Here is a 17,501-nt window from a genome sequence, read left to right as displayed (position 1 = left end):
GTGCCGCTATTTGTATGGATTTTTAGGGCATGGAATGTCGTAAAATGTGCGGGTAATGCTAATCCCTAGGAAATAATAAACATCGTTATCGTTCGGATTGCCATACTTAAAGTTTTTATATCGCTGATCTCCGGCTGAAACATTGTCCAAATAATCAAAAAAAGTTTTCCTGATACCAAGCTCTAATCCGAAATACCACTTGGGAGTATATACATATTTAACACCCACGCCAAAAGGAATAACGGCCTGAACGTTACTATATTCTGCTGTCTTTTCTGCATTACCGGATATTCCAAACAAACCCAAGCCTCCGAATAAATAAGGTGTGAATCTTACGAAGCGTTTTGTCTCACGCCAGTTTAAGAAATGATATTCCATCACGGTGGATGCTTCCATCAGGAATAAATCAAATGAAGCATCTCTTTTGGAAGCAAAGGCATCGATTGGTTTTTCTGAAGCACCAATTTTTCCTGCGGTTATAGCAGCCCGAAAGCTCACAACACTGCTCAGGTTGGAACGATAAAAAACTGTAGCAGCCGGTTTCGAATATTTAAAATTATAGGTTCTGACAAGGTCACCGGTATAATTAAATGTACCGATGCCAAAACCAACTTCCGAGCGCTGTGCAAATGCCGAGATGGCACTTGCTAAGATTATTCCGATAACTAAAGACAATCGCTTGGAAAAAATCATCATCTGAATTTAGCCCTATGAAAAGATTTACCCAGTATATAGGTCATTTTTATCGTTGTCACCATAAAGATATCTTTGTCGTCTTTACTTCCTCGCAGGTTTGTATTTCCGTTAGCATCTGTATATTCTTCTCCATATCCGGATACCACACTATAGGATTGACCATCTCTGGCAACATAAGAATGATCGCCCGGCAATATTTCTCCGGTTCTATATGACATTGACTGCGCCAATCGATTGCCTTGAAATACTCCAAGGTCTACATAGCTTTGACTTACGTCATCAATATAATCCGTAAACAAATATCTAAATCCAATTTCTGCTGAAAGATCAAGTACTTCATTTAATCTAAAACGTGCACCGATCCCAAATGGTATAGAGGGTTGAATTCTTTTGTAAGGCTTAATACCATAATTGGCATCACCTTCCTGGAGCGTAGATTTTTGTCCTTCTGTTCCCAGAGGTTGCAGATCAACCCATTTGCCTGCTTCTGGCAGAGCGTTGCCCTGCAAATCCGTTGCTGGTGCTTGTGCCTGTGGGTTATGATGGAAAACTGCAACACCAGCAAATGCATAAGGTGTCCATGCAACACGACTAATATAGGTTGCCTGGTTCTCAAACAAATCGATACTGGCCACTACAGAAAGTTCTTTAATTCTATTTCTGAACGAGAGATTTCTTTTATATCTGAAAACTCCATTATCAGCATCCCCCGGATCGGCTGATTTAACATCGGATCCTTTTAAGGTTCCGTACATGAAAGATGCAGTAAGCGTATATCGTGGACCAAAACGGTGTGCAAAAGAAATTCCTATCGCTGGCCGTGTGAATGAAATGTCGGTACTGAAACGATTTGGCTTTGGAGAAAGATCGCCATAATAGTTAAGAGCATTTATTGAAACGCCCACCATGCTGTAGACTTTTTCTTTTCCGAACCAGGACTTACGCCCACGGTAAGTCATCATTCGTTTATTATTACTTTTAATTGCCCTTCTGTTCATTTGGGCAGTTACTTCTTCGGCTCCTGTTAAAAACAGGAATGTGAATAAGACCAAGATTAGCTTTCTCATAGACAAGTCTATAGATCAGTGAATTACAAAAGTAAATATTAATTCCGAATGTCTAGTCCCCAATTTAGCTTTTGGCGAAGTGTCTTGAAGTAATGTTGCCCTTCAAGTTGTATCAATTTTACCCTGAAATCAGCCTTCGATACCGTCAACTTAATGGTCGCATCTACAGAAGCAACCCGCGAATCGAGTGAGATTAAAAATTTTTTACTCCGCCCTTCGACACCAAAAGTAATTTCAGATCCATCTGCAACTATAATGGGTCGCACGGTTAAATTATGTGGACTAACAGGTGTTATTACAAAATTACCTGACCTTGGAAATATAAGTGGACCTCCACAACTTAAAGAATACCCGGTAGATCCGGTTGGCGTAGCGACAATAATTCCATCTGCCCAATACGAATTTAAGAACTCACCATCAATATACGTGTGGATAGTGATCATGGAAGAGCTGTCCTTCTTTACAATTGTAACATCGTTGAGAGCGAAATTTAGGTTTCCAAAAACGTCCTGGTTAGTCTCAAGCTTCAATACTGAACGCAGGTCAAGTGTATAATTGCCTTCGCAAACTTGCGTAATGGCATGCTCGGCTTCCTCTTTACTGTTTGTGGCGAGGAATCCCAAGCGACCTGTATTAATGCCGAGTACCGGAATCTCCTGTTTATTGATATAGGTTACCGAATCCAATAATGTTCCATCGCCTCCGATGCTTATCATCGCATCAACGTCAGTCAAAGGGTCGCCAATCGCGAAGGTCTCGAACTTAATATTTTTAAAAGCAGGTGGCCGCAGATACTTACTAAATTTCTCAGACACGAGAATCCCGGAATTGTGATGCGCTAAAACTTCGAAGATACGGGTAATGAATGGCGCTGTCTGACGGTTAAATTCTTTTCCATGTACAGCGATGCGCATGCGGTATATCGTTTACGTTTTTTGTTGAGCCGTCTTTACTTGTTAAAGATAGAAACGCTATGCTACGGAACAAAAACTTGGAACGTCTTAATGTACTGCAATCGTTAAATTTTAGTCAACGTAATTATTTTCCTTTTTTTAATAATAATGAAGCCCATGTTTCGCGTTCATCTCTCCGCACTTCTTTCAAATTGAACGTTGCGCCTTCATTCAAAAGGTCATCTATATCATGCGTATAAAAACCACTCAATAAAAGTAAACCATCTTCCATGAGATATTGCTGGTATAACTTTATTTCTTCGAGAAGAACGTTCTTATTAATGTTAGCCAGGATAATATCAAATGTTCCGGAGATGGCGAGTTCATTCAGTTTACCTTGCTGTATAGTAATGTTGTTGGCGTGATTCACTTCGATGTTCTCCTGCCCATTGACCACACTCCATTCATCAATATCAAATGCTATAACTTCTTTTGCACCAAGTTTGGATGCCATAACAGAAAGTATAGCTGTGCCGCACCCAGCATCCATCACGCGCTTGTGCTGATGATCTATATCCATTTGAGCTTTCACCATCAAATATGTTGTTTGGTGGTGACCTGTACCAAAAGACATTTTAGGAGTGATCGTAATTTCGTATGGATATACCTTTTCGATCTTATGAAACTCTGCGCGAATTAAACAGCGGTCATCAACAATGATGGGCTGATAACTCTTCTCCCACTCTTCATTCCAGTTTTGCTTTTGAATTCTATCCTGGTAAAATACAAGTGACGTCTGCGGACTATATCTGTCCTTTATATACTGCAGTCTTTCTTTATCATATTTCTCCAGCTCTACATAAGCTTCGAATCCTTTTTCTGTTTCCATAAAAGTATCGAAACCCGCCTCTGCAATTTCGGCCATCAGGATTTCAGAAAAATCAGGATCACAGATTACTTGGAGGCGGGTATAGTACATTATCGTGTTTGGTGCTTATGCTCCTTTAATTACTTCTGCAAATTCTCTTGACTTCAAAGATGCTCCTCCAACTAAACCTCCGTCTACATCCGGGCAAGCAAAGAGTTCTTTTGCATTGGCAGCATTTACACTACCGCCATATAGTATAGCAATAGAATCTGCAACAGCCTGACCATATTTTGATGCCAGGTGCTTACGAATTACTGCGTGCATATCTTGTGCTTGTTGTGCTGACGCTGTCTTTCCTGTTCCGATTGCCCACACGGGTTCGTAGGCTATTATAATTTTCTTTATAGTATCTGCGTCCAAATGAAAAAGACTCTCTTCTACTTGTTTCTTTACAAGAGCTTCGTGACCGTTGCTCTCGCGTACTTCAAGAGGTTCGCCACAGCAGAAGATTGGGGTTAATCCGTGCTTCAATGCTATATCTGTTTTCTTCGTGAGTAACGCAGCATCCTCACCGAAATATTGTCTGCGTTCGCTGTGCCCAAGAATAACATAAGGTACGCCTAATGATTTCAACATGGCAGCAGAAGTCTCTCCTGTATAGGCACCTGATTCGTGCTCGCTGCAATTTTGTGCACCAACCGAAATTCTAGTATTGTTACCTAATTGATTCTTGATGGGTAACAGGTATGGAAATGGAACACAAAAAATAATTTTCACATCACCCTTTACTTCGTCAGCAACCATACCTGTTATTTCAGATGCAAGGATGTTTGCTTCTTCAAGAGTCTTGTTCATCTTCCAGTTTCCGGCTACAATTTTCTGGCGCATAGTCTAGTTTTATTAAGGTTGAATTTTTTCTAAGGTTCCAAAGATAGGAGGAGAAGTTTAAAGCGGAAAGTTTAAAATAGAAAGCGAAAAGATTTGCATGAACCCGTTGCTTTATGTTTATGTCTCTGTCCTTTACTCCACCCCTATTGCTTCCCGGGTTTATAGTGTGATTCTTTAAACAGGTGCTGCGCATTAGCAGTATTCATTAACTGTGGCAATGTTATATCGGGATGAGACTCCATATATTTATTTACGATTCTCCATCCAACCCATTGACCAATTCTTCCAGGACACTTCTCACCTACCTGAATCGTAACCGGCCGCTCTCCAAGATAATCTTTCTTTACTACGTGACTTGTTGCGAACAAGACGTTGCTCTCTATGAAGCGTGCCCAGATCAAGTCTTCATTCGCGCGCGAGCCTTTTACTTCTTCGGGAGTATACCAGATCAACACACTGTCGGGAGTGCAGGGAAGCATGTGTTTGGCAAAGTAAAATGATTTACCATACGCAATCATATCGGCCAGCACGGTCTTGTCTTTCATATCTGTTTTATTGAACCGGTCACTGATACCGTATATCAACATCGATGAAGGAAGTATATCATCCGGATCGTACTTGCGAAGTATATAGTTATAAACATTTTTCGGACGATACTTGGCACCTCTTCCCAAATAAAAATCAAGGCTTACAATAATCAACGAATCAGTTACCAGCATATCGGTATCAAGACCGGAAATCACGGTCTGAATTTTGGGAGGCGTAAAGTCGGGGTAATAATATTTAATGTTGGTAAAGGCTTCTTCGAATTCTGCTTTCAATCCTGAAACATCTCCGAATACACGCCTGGTTTCGAGCAGCAATGTATCGAGGTGAGGATTGTTAAACCTTGCATAAAGTTCATCGAGAAAAACAGAATCACTTGGGTATTCAGTCCGCCTGAATATATAGTCACGGAGTAAAGGTTGCCGCGTAAACAACGATACCAATGCAGCCTTACTTTTGATATTTACAAGTGAGTCTTGGAATTGCTCGAGTACAACTTCTACTTTTTTGCCAGATGTTTCGGGCTTGGAGACACACTCCTCCTCATCTTTAGTACAACCAGCTACCACCAGTATCAGAAGCAAGGCAGCGAGCACTGAGTTCTTCATGCATTCTTTATTTTGCTGCGAAGATCGAATTTTTTATAACACTTATAACAACGTGATGTGACACTATATTATTTCGTATCAAAGGTCAGTACATCTTGCGACTTGCTTTTTGTGAGCCTAAGGCTTCTCACTTTTCCTTTCACCGTAACATGTACCAGGTTCGATTGGTCTTCGTGTATCTCCATGATAATGTCGTTCATCACCTGGATCGACTTCCATTTTTTCACATTCTGAACTTCAATAAAAAAAATGAAAGCTTCGCCTTCCTTCTCATGGCCGAGGTAATGAATTTTCTGCACCTTATTATCCAACGACAATTTAAAATGTTCTGTAATATAAGGAAGCACCATCTGATCGAGTGTCATGCCTTTTGGTTCTGTGATATCAAGTTCAGGTTGATTCAGTTTATTGCGCATCGTTAACTCGAGGTCGTCAACAAAAACGCGCATCATTATCTCCAGCGCTTTATCTTTTTCATCATACTCTACTTCCGTTACAGAAACATGAAGCGGGTGAAGCATCACCGTAAGCGCGAGGCTTTGAACAAATGATAAAACAGAAAATGATACAATCATGGAAAGCGGGATAAATCAAAATTGACTTTCCAAAAATAATACCGAAAGAATAATTTCAACGAAAAATGATGTGGGTTGCTCGCCACATCAGCAATTGAGGGGTTGCAGCACAAGGTACCTGCGCCATTTATCAAAATTATCTTCTATACTTGTGGCCTTTTTAATTTTTTCATTTAGTTAACTATGAGCGAGTTTCAACTCTATTTTGGTTTAGGGAAGGATCACATACTGGATTACTCGAATGGCTACGATCATATTTTATTTGTAGTCGCATTATGTGCTTTATACTTGATGCGTGACTGGCGGCAAGTGTTGATCCTGGTGACAGCGTTTACAATCGGTCACTCTATAACATTAGCTCTATCAACGTTAGAAATCGTTACCGTTAAAGCTGAGCTAATTGAATTCTTAATTCCACTTACGATTTTTATTACTGCAGCTTCCAATCTTTTTAAAAATGAAGACAGTCTTTCAGGAAGACCTATTCAGTTAAACTACTTCTTCGCTGCATTTTTTGGATTGATTCATGGCTTGGGATTCTCAAACTACCTGAAAAGTATTCTTGGAAAAGATGAACGGATCATATCCCAGTTATTGGCCTTTAATCTTGGCTTAGAGGTAGGCCAGATAATTATTGTTGCCATCTTTTTAACGGCTGCTTTTCTTTTGGTGGATTTGTTTGGAGTAAACCGTAGAGACTGGAAAATGGTGATCTCATCGGCGGTAGCCGGCATCGCTTTGATGTTACTGAAAGAAAAAGCATTTTGGATTGAATAACTCTTATAACCTATATATGAAGCGTGTTTTAAAAATTTCCCTCCTTGTCGTAATGATGCAGACAGCGTGGGCTCAGGAGACGCCAAAGTGGCAAGGCAAGTTTGAACAACTTGACCAGCAACTGCCAACGCCGAATGAGTATCGCTCTGGCTCTGGTGCACCAGGTCCCAAGTACTGGCAACAAAAAGCTGATTACGTAATCAGCGTTGAATTGAATGACGACAACCAAAGTATAAGTGGTTCGGAAACTATAACATACCATAATAACTCTCCGGATGTATTGCGTTATCTCTGGCTACAACTAGATCAAAACAAGTTGGCAGAAGGTAACATGACACAGAAGACAAGAGGTGGTACACTTCGTGATTCTATCGATGCAAAATCAGCCGGCTCTACTTATAATCTTTTTGATTTTGATGGAGGTTTCAAAATCAAAGCTGTAAGAGATGTTGCTGGCAAAGACCTTCCATATCTTATTAACTATACCATGATGCGGATTGATTTACCACAGCCGCTTAATCCTGGTCAGAAATATTCTTTCTCCATTGATTGGGGATATAATATCAATGACGGTGTTCGTGTTCGTGAGCGTACGCAGTTTGAATACTTTCCGGAGGATGGAAATTACTCGTATGTGATTGCGCAGTGGTTCCCGCGCATGTGTGTATATGATGACTATGAAGGATGGCAGAATAAACAATTTTTAGGACAAGGCGAGTTTGCGCTTCCATTCGGTGACTATAAAGTAAAGATCACAGTACCTGCCGATCACATCGTAGGGGCTACTGGCCAATTGAAAAATCCGGAAGGAGTATTAAGTAAAGCACAACTTGATCGCTTTACAAAAGCGAAATCTTCTTTCGATAAACCGGTGATCATTGCTACACAGGAAGAAGCTGTTCAACGTGAGAAAACAAAAGTAAAAGAGAAGAAGACCTGGGAATTCCATGCTGATAACGTTCGTGATTTCGCCTTCGCTACATCTCGTAAATTTATATGGGACGCACAAGCAGTAAAGATTGGCAGCAAGACTCCACTGGCTATGTCTTTCTATCCGAAGGAAGGTAATCCCCTATGGGAAAAAGAATCTACCAGAGCTGTAAAAAATGCTCTGGAAGTATACTCACGCATGACGATCGATTATCCTTACCCTGTCGCTATATCTGTTCATGCTGCACACCAGGGAATGGAATATCCGATGATCTGTTTTAACTACGGTCGTCCTGCAAAAGATGGTTCCTATACTCCTGCTATTCGCAAAGGTATGGTGGGTGTTATCGTGCACGAAGTTGGCCACAACTTTTTCCCGATGATCATCAACAATGATGAACGCCAAACAACCTGGATGGATGAAGGTGTAAATACATTTGTTCAACTGGTAACAGAGATTGAGCGCTATCCGGATATTGATTTCGATAGAGGTAAACCTGCAGCACTCGTTCCCTATATGAAGGGTGATCAAAGTTCAATGCGCCCGTTGATGGTGAACTCTGAACAGGTAATTCAGTTTGGTAATGAACAGTATGCAAAGGCCGGAACAGGTTTATTCATGCTGCGCGAAACCATTATGGGCAGAGAGTTATTTGATAAAGCCTTCAAAGAATATGCACAGCGCTGGGCATTCAAACATCCGAAGCCAGCAGACTTTTTCCGTACGATGGAAGATGCATCTGCTGTTGATCTCGATTGGTTCTGGAAAGGTTGGTTCTATACTACAGATGTAGTGGATCAATCTATTGACCAGGTGAAGTGGTTCAAGATGCGCACATCGGAAACTGATCCTGAAACTAAAAATCTGAAAGTAAAGCAAGGCGATCTCAATGCAAAAGGTGGTGACAAGAAGTTTGATAGCTTCAACAACGGCCCTGAACCTTTTAGCCTGACAACTACTGACCCACGCATGTATGGTGAATTCAGAAGTCAGATTGATGACAAAGCCGTGATGCAAAAACTGCAGAACAAGAATATATATGAAGTAACGCTGAGCAACAAAGGCGGACTTGTTATGCCTGTAATTATTCAGTGGACCTATAAAGATGGTTCGAAAGAAATCGAGCGTATACCAGCAGAGATCTGGCGCCTTAATGAAACCAAAGTTACCAAGGTGTTTGTGAAGGAGAAAGAAGTAGCGAGCATCGTGATCGATCCGCTGCAAGAGATTACCGATGTAAATGCACAAGACAACGTGTTCCCTAAAGTTCAGTCGTCAAAGTTTGACGAGTTCAAAAAGAAAAATAATTAAACGTCAATCAAAATATACCCTTTACACAATAGTCGTTCAAAACGATTTACAGTGTAGAGGGTATATGCGTTAAAGAAATCAAACAAATCATGAGACTATTATTTGCTATTATATTAACCTGTGTGCTGATCAGGGTTTCTGCGCAGACTCAGCCCGATGCAAAATCCTGGAAGGGAAAGTTTGAACAACTTGATCAAGTATTGCCAACACCAAATTCATATCGCACTGGTTCGGGAGCGCCAGGCCAAAATTACTGGCAACAACGTGCCGACTATGTGATCAATGTAGAGGTTGATGATAAAACTCAGTTGCTCACTGGTTCAGAAACGGTAACCTATCATAACAATTCACCCGAGTCATTAACATTTCTGTGGCTTCAGTTGGATCAGAATATACTTGCAGACAATAACATGACGTCTCAAACAAAAACGGGTGTAGTGCGCGACTCTGTGCCTGCCGGTTTTTTCAATATGATGACGGGTGTGAAAACATCTGACTATAAAGGTGGCTATACTATCAAGTCAGTAAAAGATGCTGCAGGTAAAAGTCTTCCATATACTATAAATCAAACCATGATGCGTGTGGATCTTCCCGCTGCATTAAAGACTGGTGAGAAATTTACATTCTCCGTTGAGTGGAGCTATACCGAATACAATCGCCAGATCTTCAATCAACGTGGAGGATATGAATACTTTCCGGAAGATGGCAACTATGTATATACTTTCGCACAGTGGTTTCCACGCATGTGTGTATTCGATGATTATGAAGGATGGCAGAACAAGCAGTTCCTGGGACAGAGCGAGTTTGCGCTGGTTTTTGGAAATTACCGTGTTCGCATTACCGTTCCTGCCGATCACATTGTAGGCGCAACGGGTACAATTCAAAATCCGAAAGACGTGTTGAGCAAAGAACAGATTGAACGTCTTGAAAAAGCTAAGAAGAGTTTTGATAAGCCTGTCTTCATCGTTACACAAGAGGAAGCTGTGCAAAAAGAAAAAACAAAAGCTACTAAAAAAGCCACGTGGGAATTTTACGCAGAGAATGTACGCGACTTTGCATTTGCTTCATCACGCAAGTTTATCTGGGATGCACAATCTGTGAAGGCCGGTGACAAAACACCATTAGCCATGTCGTTGTATCCTAAAGAAGGTAATCCGCTTTGGGAGAAAGAATCTACCAAGGCTATAAAGAATGCACTTGAAATATATTCAGAACGTACTTTCAATTATCCATACCCGGTAGCGTATTCAATTCACACAGCCAACCAGGGAATGGAATACCCGATGATCTGCTTCAACGGATCACGTCCTAATAAAGATGGTACATATTCACAACAGAAACTGGTTGGCCTTGTACAAGTCGTAGTACATGAAGTTGGTCACAACTTCTTCCCAATGATTGTTAACTCTGACGAACGTCAGTGGACGTGGATGGATGAAGGGTTGAATACATTTCTGGAGAAAGAAACGGTTCGTGTTCGCTATCCTGAATTATATAGTTCGCATGGTACACCAAAAGGTATAGTTCCTTTTATGAAAGGTGACAAAGCTCAGATGCGTCCGATCATGACCAATGGTGATGATATGCGCAACAATGAATTTGGAGCGAACGGATATACCAAACCTTCTGCAGCCCTTACATTACTTCGTGAAACTGTGATGGGACCTGAGTTATTCGATAAAGCTTTCAAGGAATACTCTGAGCGTTGGGCTTTTAAACATCCAAAGCCTGCAGACTTTTTCCGTACAATGGAAGATGCATCGGGTGTTGATCTCGATTGGTTCTGGAGAGGCTGGTTCTACTCTGTCGATAATGTAGATGTAGCCGTAGATGAAGTAAAATGGTTTCAGTTGAAAACAGAACAGATTGATCCTGAAAAGAAAAATCTGAAAACTAAAAAAGGCGACCTGGTTGCTGAAAATAAAAGTAGTGCAGGCACAGACTTTAGCAGCGGTCCTCAACCTTTTACTATGACAAATACACCAGACCAGATGTATGGTGAATTCAAAAGCCGCATCAACGATAACGATGTTCGCAAAAAGCTCGAAGGCAAAAATATATACCAGGTAAAGTTCAAAAACGTTGGAGGTCTTGTTACTCCCCTGGTGATCGAGTGGACGTATAAAGATGGCTCAAAAGAAATCGAGCGCATCCCGGCAGAGATCTGGCGTATTAATGAAAACGAAGTTGTTAAAGTTTTCGTGAAAGAGAAAGAAGTTGTAAACATCGTGTTGGACCCGAACTTTGAATTAGCCGATGTTGAAATGAGCAACAACGTATTTCCCAAGAAAACTACCGAATCGCGATTCGATCAATTCAAAAAGAATAACTAACACGCTGGGCTCCGCGAGCTCTAAAGTGTAAACTATACGTATACTGTTGAAAAGAATTAAGCCATCCTTGTAAAAAGTGATGGCTTTTTTATTTAATTAAACTGATCTTTCTTGTAAACTCATTAATCAAAAATTAACAGATGAAATCCTTAATCATCATTGTCCCAATGGTTTTGCTGTGTGCATTTGCAAACGCGCAGGAGCAAAAGAAATGGAAAGGCAAATTCGAACAACTCGACCAGTTCCTGCCTACACCGAATGAATACCGCACGGGTTCCGGTGAACCTGGTACCAAGTACTGGCAGCAACGAGCCGATTATACCATCGATGCAGAAATTGAAGAACCGACTAATACACTGAAAGGAAAAGAGACGATTACCTACTATAACAACTCACCTGAAACATTAAAGTATCTGTGGCTTCAACTCGATCAGAACATTAATAAAAAGGGAAATGAAGATTTCGGGAATTACTACGGGCCTGTGCGCGATTCATTGCCTACACTGCACATGCAGTATATAACACGAACTATAGAGTTTGAAGGTGGGTATTCGATTCAATCGGTTACAGATAAAACCAACAAAAGTTTACCGATCACTATCAATAATACCATGATGCGTATAGATCTGCCGGTTGCTATTAAGACCGGTGAAAGCTATACTTTCAATATAGCATGGTCGTATCCTATTACCGACAGAAGTTTATTTCTACTATCGCGCGAAGGCTACGAACACTTTCCTGAAGACAAGAACAATGTATACCTGATCGCGCACTGGTTTCCACGCATGTGTCAGTTCGATGATTATGAAGGATGGCAGAACAAACAGTTTCAGCGCCTCGGAGAGTTTGCGCTTGAATTCGGTAACTATAAAATAAATATCACGGTACCGGCAGATCATATCGTTGCTTCTACCGGAGCGTTGTTGAATGCAAAAGAAGTTTTATCCGCAAAGGAGTTCGAGCGTCTTGAGAAAGCAAAAGCATCTTTCGATAAGCCTTCTCTAGTTGTAACCGAAGAAGAGGCACGTGCGAAAGAGAAAATAAAATCAACTGCTAAAAAAACATGGCGGTTCCAGGCAGATAATGTTCGTGACGTAGCCTTTGCTTCTTCACGAAAATTCATTTGGGATGTTCAGGCAGTAAAGCTCCCTACCAATACCGTACTGGCCATGTCGTTCTATCCAAAAGAAGGATTGCCGGTTTGGTCTGAAGAGTCCACCAAGGCTGTTAAGAATGCATTGGAGATATACTCAAAGTATACATTCGATTACCCGTATCCGGTCGCTATATCTGTGAATACATCTAACATCGGTATGGAATTTCCAATGATCAGCTTCAATGGCGGAAGACCACGCAACGGACAAATGAGTGACAATGCAAAGGCTGGAATGATTGGAACTATAGTACACGAAGTGGGTCACAATTACTTCCCGATGATTGTAAGTTCAGATGAGCGTCAATGGATGTGGATGGATGAAGGGTTGAATACATTTTTACAAACGCGTACAGAGATGGAGCGCTATCCGGCCTTTCATCACACCATTCCGAAAGATATAGTGCCCTATATGAAGGGTGATAAAAGTGTTATGCGCCCCGTGATGAATACTTCAGATAATGAAAGACTCAATGCTTTCGGTGCTAATTATTATGAGAAGCCAACGGTAGCCCTTACGCTTCTTCGCGAGACGATTATCGGTAAAGATCTCTTCGACAAAGCTTTTAAAGAATATGCAAACCGCTGGATGTATAAGCATCCTCGTCCTGCTGATTTCTTTCGCATGATGGAAGAAGCAACTGCCGTTGATCTTGATTGGTTCTGGCGGGGCTGGTTCTTCACAACAGATAATGTAGATGTATCAGTAGAAGATGTAAAGTGGTTTAAACTTAAAACACAACAAGCCACTATTGAAAACAAAACCAAGAATGTAAAAGCTGGGGACCTGAGTGCAAAGGCATCTGATAAAGTTAATACCGACTTCAGTCAGGGACCTCTTCCATTCACGATGTTGAATACACCTGAGCAGGCCTACGGAGAATTCCGCAGTCGCATTGATGACAACGTGGTTCGTCAAAAGCTTGAAGGGAAGAATATATACCAGGTGAAGTTTAAGAACAACGGAGGCCTTGTTACTCCGCTGGTGATTGAATGGACCTATAAAGATGGCACAAAAGAAACTGAAAATATACCGGCTGAGATCTGGCGCACCAATGAAAATGAAGTCAGCAAAGTATTCATTAAGGAAAAAGAAGTTGCATCTATAGCCTTTGATCCAAAAGGTGAACTAGCCGATGTGGATGATAATAACAATACATTCCCGAAGAAAGCTACCGAATCAAAATTCGATCAGTTCAAAAAGAACAACTAACAATAACCCGCAGATTATACTGATGTCCTATATGTCACGGATATCAGTATAGTCTGAATCAAATATATACTTCCGGTTACTTCTCGTGGAATTATACTGACCTATCCCAATGAAAATAAGACTCATCCTCCTGCTGATCGTTATTGCCCGACCCCTATTCGCACAGGTCGAGAAAAAGGAAATCGGAAATTTGCTGATGGAAGGAATTCCAGAAATACCGGCATCGGTAATCGAGCGTATGAATCAATATCAAAATACGCGCTCTGCAAATTTCAACAGCTGGAGTCCTGATGGCAAAAATATACTTATCAGTACACGCTTTGCAGAAACAAGTCAGCTGCATATAGTGGACAATCCGGCTGGAGCAAGAAAACAAATGACATTTTTTAAAGAGCCTGTGGCCGGAGCGAGTTACTGCCCAAATCCGGCCTTTAAAGGTTTTCTGTTTTCGAAAGATATAGGTGGCAACGAGTTCTCACAGCTTTTCTGGTTCGATATCACCACCGGGAAATATAGCATGATCTCGGATGGCGGACGTTCTCAAAATTCACTAAGTGCCTGGTCAAATAAAGGTGATCGTTTTATAGTCGTAAGCACGCGCAGAAACGGCAAGGACTACGATCTATACTTGAGTGACATGAAGAACCCGAATGAAGCAACGCTGGTCTTGCAGCGTGAAGGTTCGTGGAGCGCATTGGACTGGTCTCCGGATGATAAGAAGATTTTGGTGGGTAATTATATATCTGCTAACAAATCGTTCCTGCATATACTTGACTTGGAAACAGGCAAGCTTGAACAGATCAATCCATCACAGGAAGAAATTTCTTACAATGGTGCTCTGTGGTCTGCAGATGGAAAAGGAATTTTTATTGTGAATGATCAGGACGCTGAGTTCAGCACATTGAAATATTACGAAATAGCTTCAAAAAAATTTACTTCCATTACTGCGTCTATTCCTTGGGATGTATCCGGACTTGCTATAAATAAAAATCGCTCTACCCTGGTGTTCGATACAAACGAAAATGGTATTGCAAGTCTCTATCAACTTAACACCGCTACATTAAAGTATACACGCGTTAACGGACTTCCCACCGGAGTGATCGGTGGTATTGAGTTTCACCCGGATGGTAAACAAATTGGACTCGTAATTAATACGCCTCAAACACCCAGCGATGTTTTCTCCATCGATCTTGCTACTAATAGACTTACACAATGGACTTTCAGTGAGGTTGGCGGATTGGACAACAGCTCTTTTACTGTGCCTTCATTGATTGAATATGAAACCTTTGATAAGGTAAACGGTAAGCCACGAAAGATCCCGGCATTCTATTATAAACCGAAAGGTTCAACTGGGAAAATTCCCGTCATCATCAGTATCCACGGTGGGCCTGAGGGCCAGTCGGTACCTTCCTTTAGTCCATTCATTTCTTATCTCACAAACGAATTGGGTATTGCTGTCCTATCACCCAACGTTCGTGGTTCTTCCGGATATGGAAAAACATTTTTGAAATTGGACAATGGCTTCAAGCGTGAGGAATCGGTGAAAGATATAGGTGCCTTGTTAGATTGGATCGGCCAGCAACCTGAACTGGATGCTTCCCGTGTTGCCGTGTGGGGCGGATCGTACGGTGGCTATATGGTGCTCGCTTCCATGACGAACTTCAATGATCGGATCAAATGTGGAATCGACATTGTAGGCATCAGCAACTTTGTTACGTTCCTTCAGAACACGGAAGATTATCGTAAAGATCTTCGCAGAGTTGAGTATGGTGATGAGCGAGATCCCAAGATGAAAGAATATTTGTTGAAGATCTCTCCCGCCAACAATGTCGATAAAATCACGAAGCCTCTTTTTATCATTCAAGGGTTGAATGATCCGCGTGTCCCGGCCTCTGAGTCAGAACAGATGAAGCAAACAATGCGAAGTAAAGGTCGCAACGTATGGTATATGCTCGCCAAAGATGAAGGACATGGTTTCAGGAAGAAATCTAATATAGACTATATGCAATGGTCTGTTATATTGTTCCTGCAGCAGCATTTGATGAAGTAAAAATCCATCTACTTTAGGAAGGGAATGTTTGAAGTAAGAAATCTTGTTTTTTACCACATTCCCTTTTTAAATCAACCTAAAATAAAGGCGTTTTAGAGTTCATGTGCTTTGAGGCGAAGCATTTGAACTTCATTAATCGTCAATTCATGGGTTTTGTTTTTAAACCTGACGTCTTATATTTACAGTCTAGCACGGCTCAGACAGGTTTTTATAACCATATTTTTTTGACTGATTATCTTTGCCACTATATTTTTTAAACCCACGCCCTCCGGGCCAAAAAAATGATTAAGACATGCAAAAACGCTGGTTAAGTTTTTTAGGCATCGCCATGATGACCGTAGTTGTAGTGCTCCTCAACCGCTACTACCTCCCCACACTCACCGATCAACAAGCTTCTGTTGACTCTCTCGATTTCAACATTCAAATCAAAGAACCCAGTGTTTTGTACGGCATGGTGGTAGATGATTTTCTGGTGATTGAAGACAAGATTAAACGTAACGAAAGACTAGGCGATATCCTGGAAGAATACAACGTTCCAGCTAAACTTATCCATCAAGTATCACAGCTTTCACGCAGCATTTTCGATGCTCGTAAAGTTGTTGCTAATAAAAAATATACATTGATCTGTGGTCAGGACTCCCTGAAGACAGCCAAGGCTCTGGTATACGAACCCAACCTGATCGATTACATCGTTTTCCGTTTTGATGATTCACTTACTGTGGATGTTTGCCATCGTGATGTAGTTACAGTAGAGAAGAGCATTGCCGGTGAAATCAGATCTAACCTTTCAGAAACGATTGAAGAACTTGGCATCTCTCACGAGCTGACCAATAAATTTGTAGATATTTTCGGTTGGCAGGTAGACTTCCAACGCCTGCAAAAAGGTGATAAGTTTAAACTGATCTACGAAGAAAGTCAGGTTGAAGGAATCACTGTTAGCATCAACGAGATCAAAGCTATTTATTTTGAACACTTTGGAAGTCCATACTATGCATTCCCGTTCGATCAGGGTGAAGGCAAGAATTACTACGACAACGAAGGCAAGAGCTTACGCAAAGCCCTGTTAAAATATCCGATCGAATTTACACGTATCAGCTCACGCTATACCATGAGCCGTTTCCACCCTGTGCAAAAAAGATGGAAAGCACATTTAGGCACTGACTTCGCTGCTCCTACCGGTACCCCTATACGCTCTGTTGGCGATGGTACAATCGAGGAAGCACAATACAAATCTAACAATGGTAACTACGTAAAGATCCGCCATAATGGAACATATACTACACAGTATCTTCACATGTCGCGCATCGCTGATGGCGTTCGTGCCGGCATGAGAATCCGTCAGGGACAAACCATTGGATATGTAGGAAGCACTGGTCTTGCTACCGGTCCTCATCTTTGCTACCGCTTCTGGAAGAATGGCGTTCAGGTAGATGCTTTGAAAGCTGACTTACCTCCATCAGAGCCGGTACAGAAAAAGTATATGGAGTCTTTTGAAAAGGTAAAAACAGACCTTACTAAAAAACTGGATAGCATTCCATTCCCGCAACAGCGCCAGGATCCTATCGCTTCTCTCTAAAATCTTTATTCAGCGC

General features: G+C 41.3%; 13 protein-coding genes. 6 read left to right on the top strand and 7 right to left on the bottom strand.

Translation table 11 applies throughout. From position 1 onward, the window contains the following. Positions 1 to 6: 6 nt before the first annotated feature. The 7 genes from porG to B5Y40_RS15910 form a co-directional block, all read right to left on the bottom strand. A complete protein-coding gene (gene porG, locus B5Y40_RS15940) occupies positions 7 to 696 on the bottom strand; it encodes a type IX secretion system protein PorG (protein WP_079687783.1) in 690 nt (229 codons plus the stop codon). Continuing rightward, positions 693 to 1,763, bottom strand: coding sequence for a DUF6089 family protein (locus B5Y40_RS15935; protein ID WP_079687782.1), 1,071 nt, complete (start codon positions 1,761 to 1,763; stop codon positions 693 to 695). Before B5Y40_RS15935 ends, porG begins: the two co-directional genes overlap by 4 nt. A gap of 38 nt (positions 1,764 to 1,801) precedes the next feature. Beyond that, entirely contained in the window at positions 1,802 to 2,677 is an 876-nt protein-coding gene (locus tag B5Y40_RS15930) for an NAD kinase (protein WP_079687781.1), read from the bottom strand. Between the two features lie 124 nt (positions 2,678 to 2,801). Next, the gene (prmA, locus tag B5Y40_RS15925; RefSeq protein WP_079687780.1) at positions 2,802 to 3,635 is read right to left on the bottom strand and encodes a 50S ribosomal protein L11 methyltransferase; all 834 of its coding nucleotides are present in this window, start codon (positions 3,633 to 3,635) and stop codon (positions 2,802 to 2,804) included. A 15-nt stretch (positions 3,636 to 3,650) separates the two neighbouring features. After that, the gene (tpiA, locus tag B5Y40_RS15920; protein WP_079687779.1) at positions 3,651 to 4,412 is read right to left on the bottom strand and encodes a triose-phosphate isomerase; all 762 of its coding nucleotides are present in this window, start codon (positions 4,410 to 4,412) and stop codon (positions 3,651 to 3,653) included. 143 nt (positions 4,413 to 4,555) lie between these two features. Continuing rightward, on the bottom strand, positions 4,556 to 5,566 hold the full coding sequence (gldB, locus tag B5Y40_RS15915) for a gliding motility lipoprotein GldB (RefSeq protein WP_079687778.1): 1,011 nt from the start codon (positions 5,564 to 5,566) through the stop codon (positions 4,556 to 4,558). Positions 5,567 to 5,634: 68 nt separating this feature from the next. Continuing rightward, a complete protein-coding gene (locus B5Y40_RS15910; RefSeq protein ID WP_079687777.1) occupies positions 5,635 to 6,141 on the bottom strand; it encodes a DUF6702 family protein in 507 nt (168 codons plus the stop codon). A gap of 183 nt (positions 6,142 to 6,324) precedes the next feature. Between B5Y40_RS15910 and B5Y40_RS15905 the strand changes: the two genes are divergently transcribed. From B5Y40_RS15905 to B5Y40_RS15880, 6 genes are all read left to right on the top strand, one after another. Next, positions 6,325 to 6,918: a HupE/UreJ family protein gene (locus B5Y40_RS15905; protein WP_079687776.1), complete on the top strand. Its 594-nt coding sequence runs from the start codon at positions 6,325 to 6,327 to the stop codon at positions 6,916 to 6,918. A 16-nt stretch (positions 6,919 to 6,934) separates the two neighbouring features. Then, positions 6,935 to 9,160: a M1 family metallopeptidase gene (locus B5Y40_RS15900; protein ID WP_079688458.1), complete on the top strand. Its 2,226-nt coding sequence runs from the start codon at positions 6,935 to 6,937 to the stop codon at positions 9,158 to 9,160. Between the two features lie 89 nt (positions 9,161 to 9,249). After that, a complete protein-coding gene (locus B5Y40_RS15895; protein WP_079687775.1) occupies positions 9,250 to 11,493 on the top strand; it encodes a M1 family metallopeptidase in 2,244 nt (747 codons plus the stop codon). Positions 11,494 to 11,633: 140 nt separating this feature from the next. Next, entirely contained in the window at positions 11,634 to 13,859 is a 2,226-nt protein-coding gene (locus B5Y40_RS15890; protein WP_079687774.1) for a M1 family metallopeptidase, read from the top strand. Between the two features lie 109 nt (positions 13,860 to 13,968). Continuing rightward, positions 13,969 to 15,909, top strand: a complete 1,941-nt coding sequence (locus tag B5Y40_RS15885) for a S9 family peptidase (RefSeq protein WP_221408955.1) — start codon at positions 13,969 to 13,971, stop codon at positions 15,907 to 15,909. Between the two features lie 292 nt (positions 15,910 to 16,201). Beyond that, positions 16,202 to 17,485: a peptidoglycan DD-metalloendopeptidase family protein gene (locus tag B5Y40_RS15880; RefSeq protein ID WP_079687773.1), complete on the top strand. Its 1,284-nt coding sequence runs from the start codon at positions 16,202 to 16,204 to the stop codon at positions 17,483 to 17,485. Positions 17,486 to 17,501 lie beyond the last annotated feature (16 nt).

Origin of the sequence: Ohtaekwangia koreensis, assembly GCF_900167975.1 — a bacterium.
Classification (GTDB): domain Bacteria; phylum Bacteroidota; class Bacteroidia; order Cytophagales; family Cyclobacteriaceae; genus Ohtaekwangia; species Ohtaekwangia koreensis.
This window is presented reverse-complemented; position numbering and strand designations above follow the sequence as displayed.

Coding starts and splice junctions, on each gene's coding strand:
- B5Y40_RS15905 (WP_079687776.1), top strand. CDS start 6,325: ATGAGCGAGTTTCAACTCTATTTTGGTTTAGGGAAGGATCACATACTG.
- gldB (WP_079687778.1), bottom strand. CDS start 5,566: ATGAAGAACTCAGTGCTCGCTGCCTTGCTTCTGATACTGGTGGTAGCT.
- B5Y40_RS15935 (WP_079687782.1), bottom strand. CDS start 1,763: ATGAGAAAGCTAATCTTGGTCTTATTCACATTCCTGTTTTTAACAGGA.
- B5Y40_RS15910 (WP_079687777.1), bottom strand. CDS start 6,141: ATGATTGTATCATTTTCTGTTTTATCATTTGTTCAAAGCCTCGCGCTT.
- B5Y40_RS15900 (WP_079688458.1), top strand. CDS start 6,935: ATGAAGCGTGTTTTAAAAATTTCCCTCCTTGTCGTAATGATGCAGACA.
- B5Y40_RS15885 (WP_221408955.1), top strand. CDS start 13,969: ATGAAAATAAGACTCATCCTCCTGCTGATCGTTATTGCCCGACCCCTA.
- prmA (WP_079687780.1), bottom strand. CDS start 3,635: ATGTACTATACCCGCCTCCAAGTAATCTGTGATCCTGATTTTTCTGAA.
- porG (WP_079687783.1), bottom strand. CDS start 696: ATGATGATTTTTTCCAAGCGATTGTCTTTAGTTATCGGAATAATCTTA.
- B5Y40_RS15930 (WP_079687781.1), bottom strand. CDS start 2,677: ATGCGCATCGCTGTACATGGAAAAGAATTTAACCGTCAGACAGCGCCA.
- tpiA (WP_079687779.1), bottom strand. CDS start 4,412: ATGCGCCAGAAAATTGTAGCCGGAAACTGGAAGATGAACAAGACTCTT.
- B5Y40_RS15895 (WP_079687775.1), top strand. CDS start 9,250: ATGAGACTATTATTTGCTATTATATTAACCTGTGTGCTGATCAGGGTT.
- B5Y40_RS15890 (WP_079687774.1), top strand. CDS start 11,634: ATGAAATCCTTAATCATCATTGTCCCAATGGTTTTGCTGTGTGCATTT.
- B5Y40_RS15880 (WP_079687773.1), top strand. CDS start 16,202: ATGCAAAAACGCTGGTTAAGTTTTTTAGGCATCGCCATGATGACCGTA.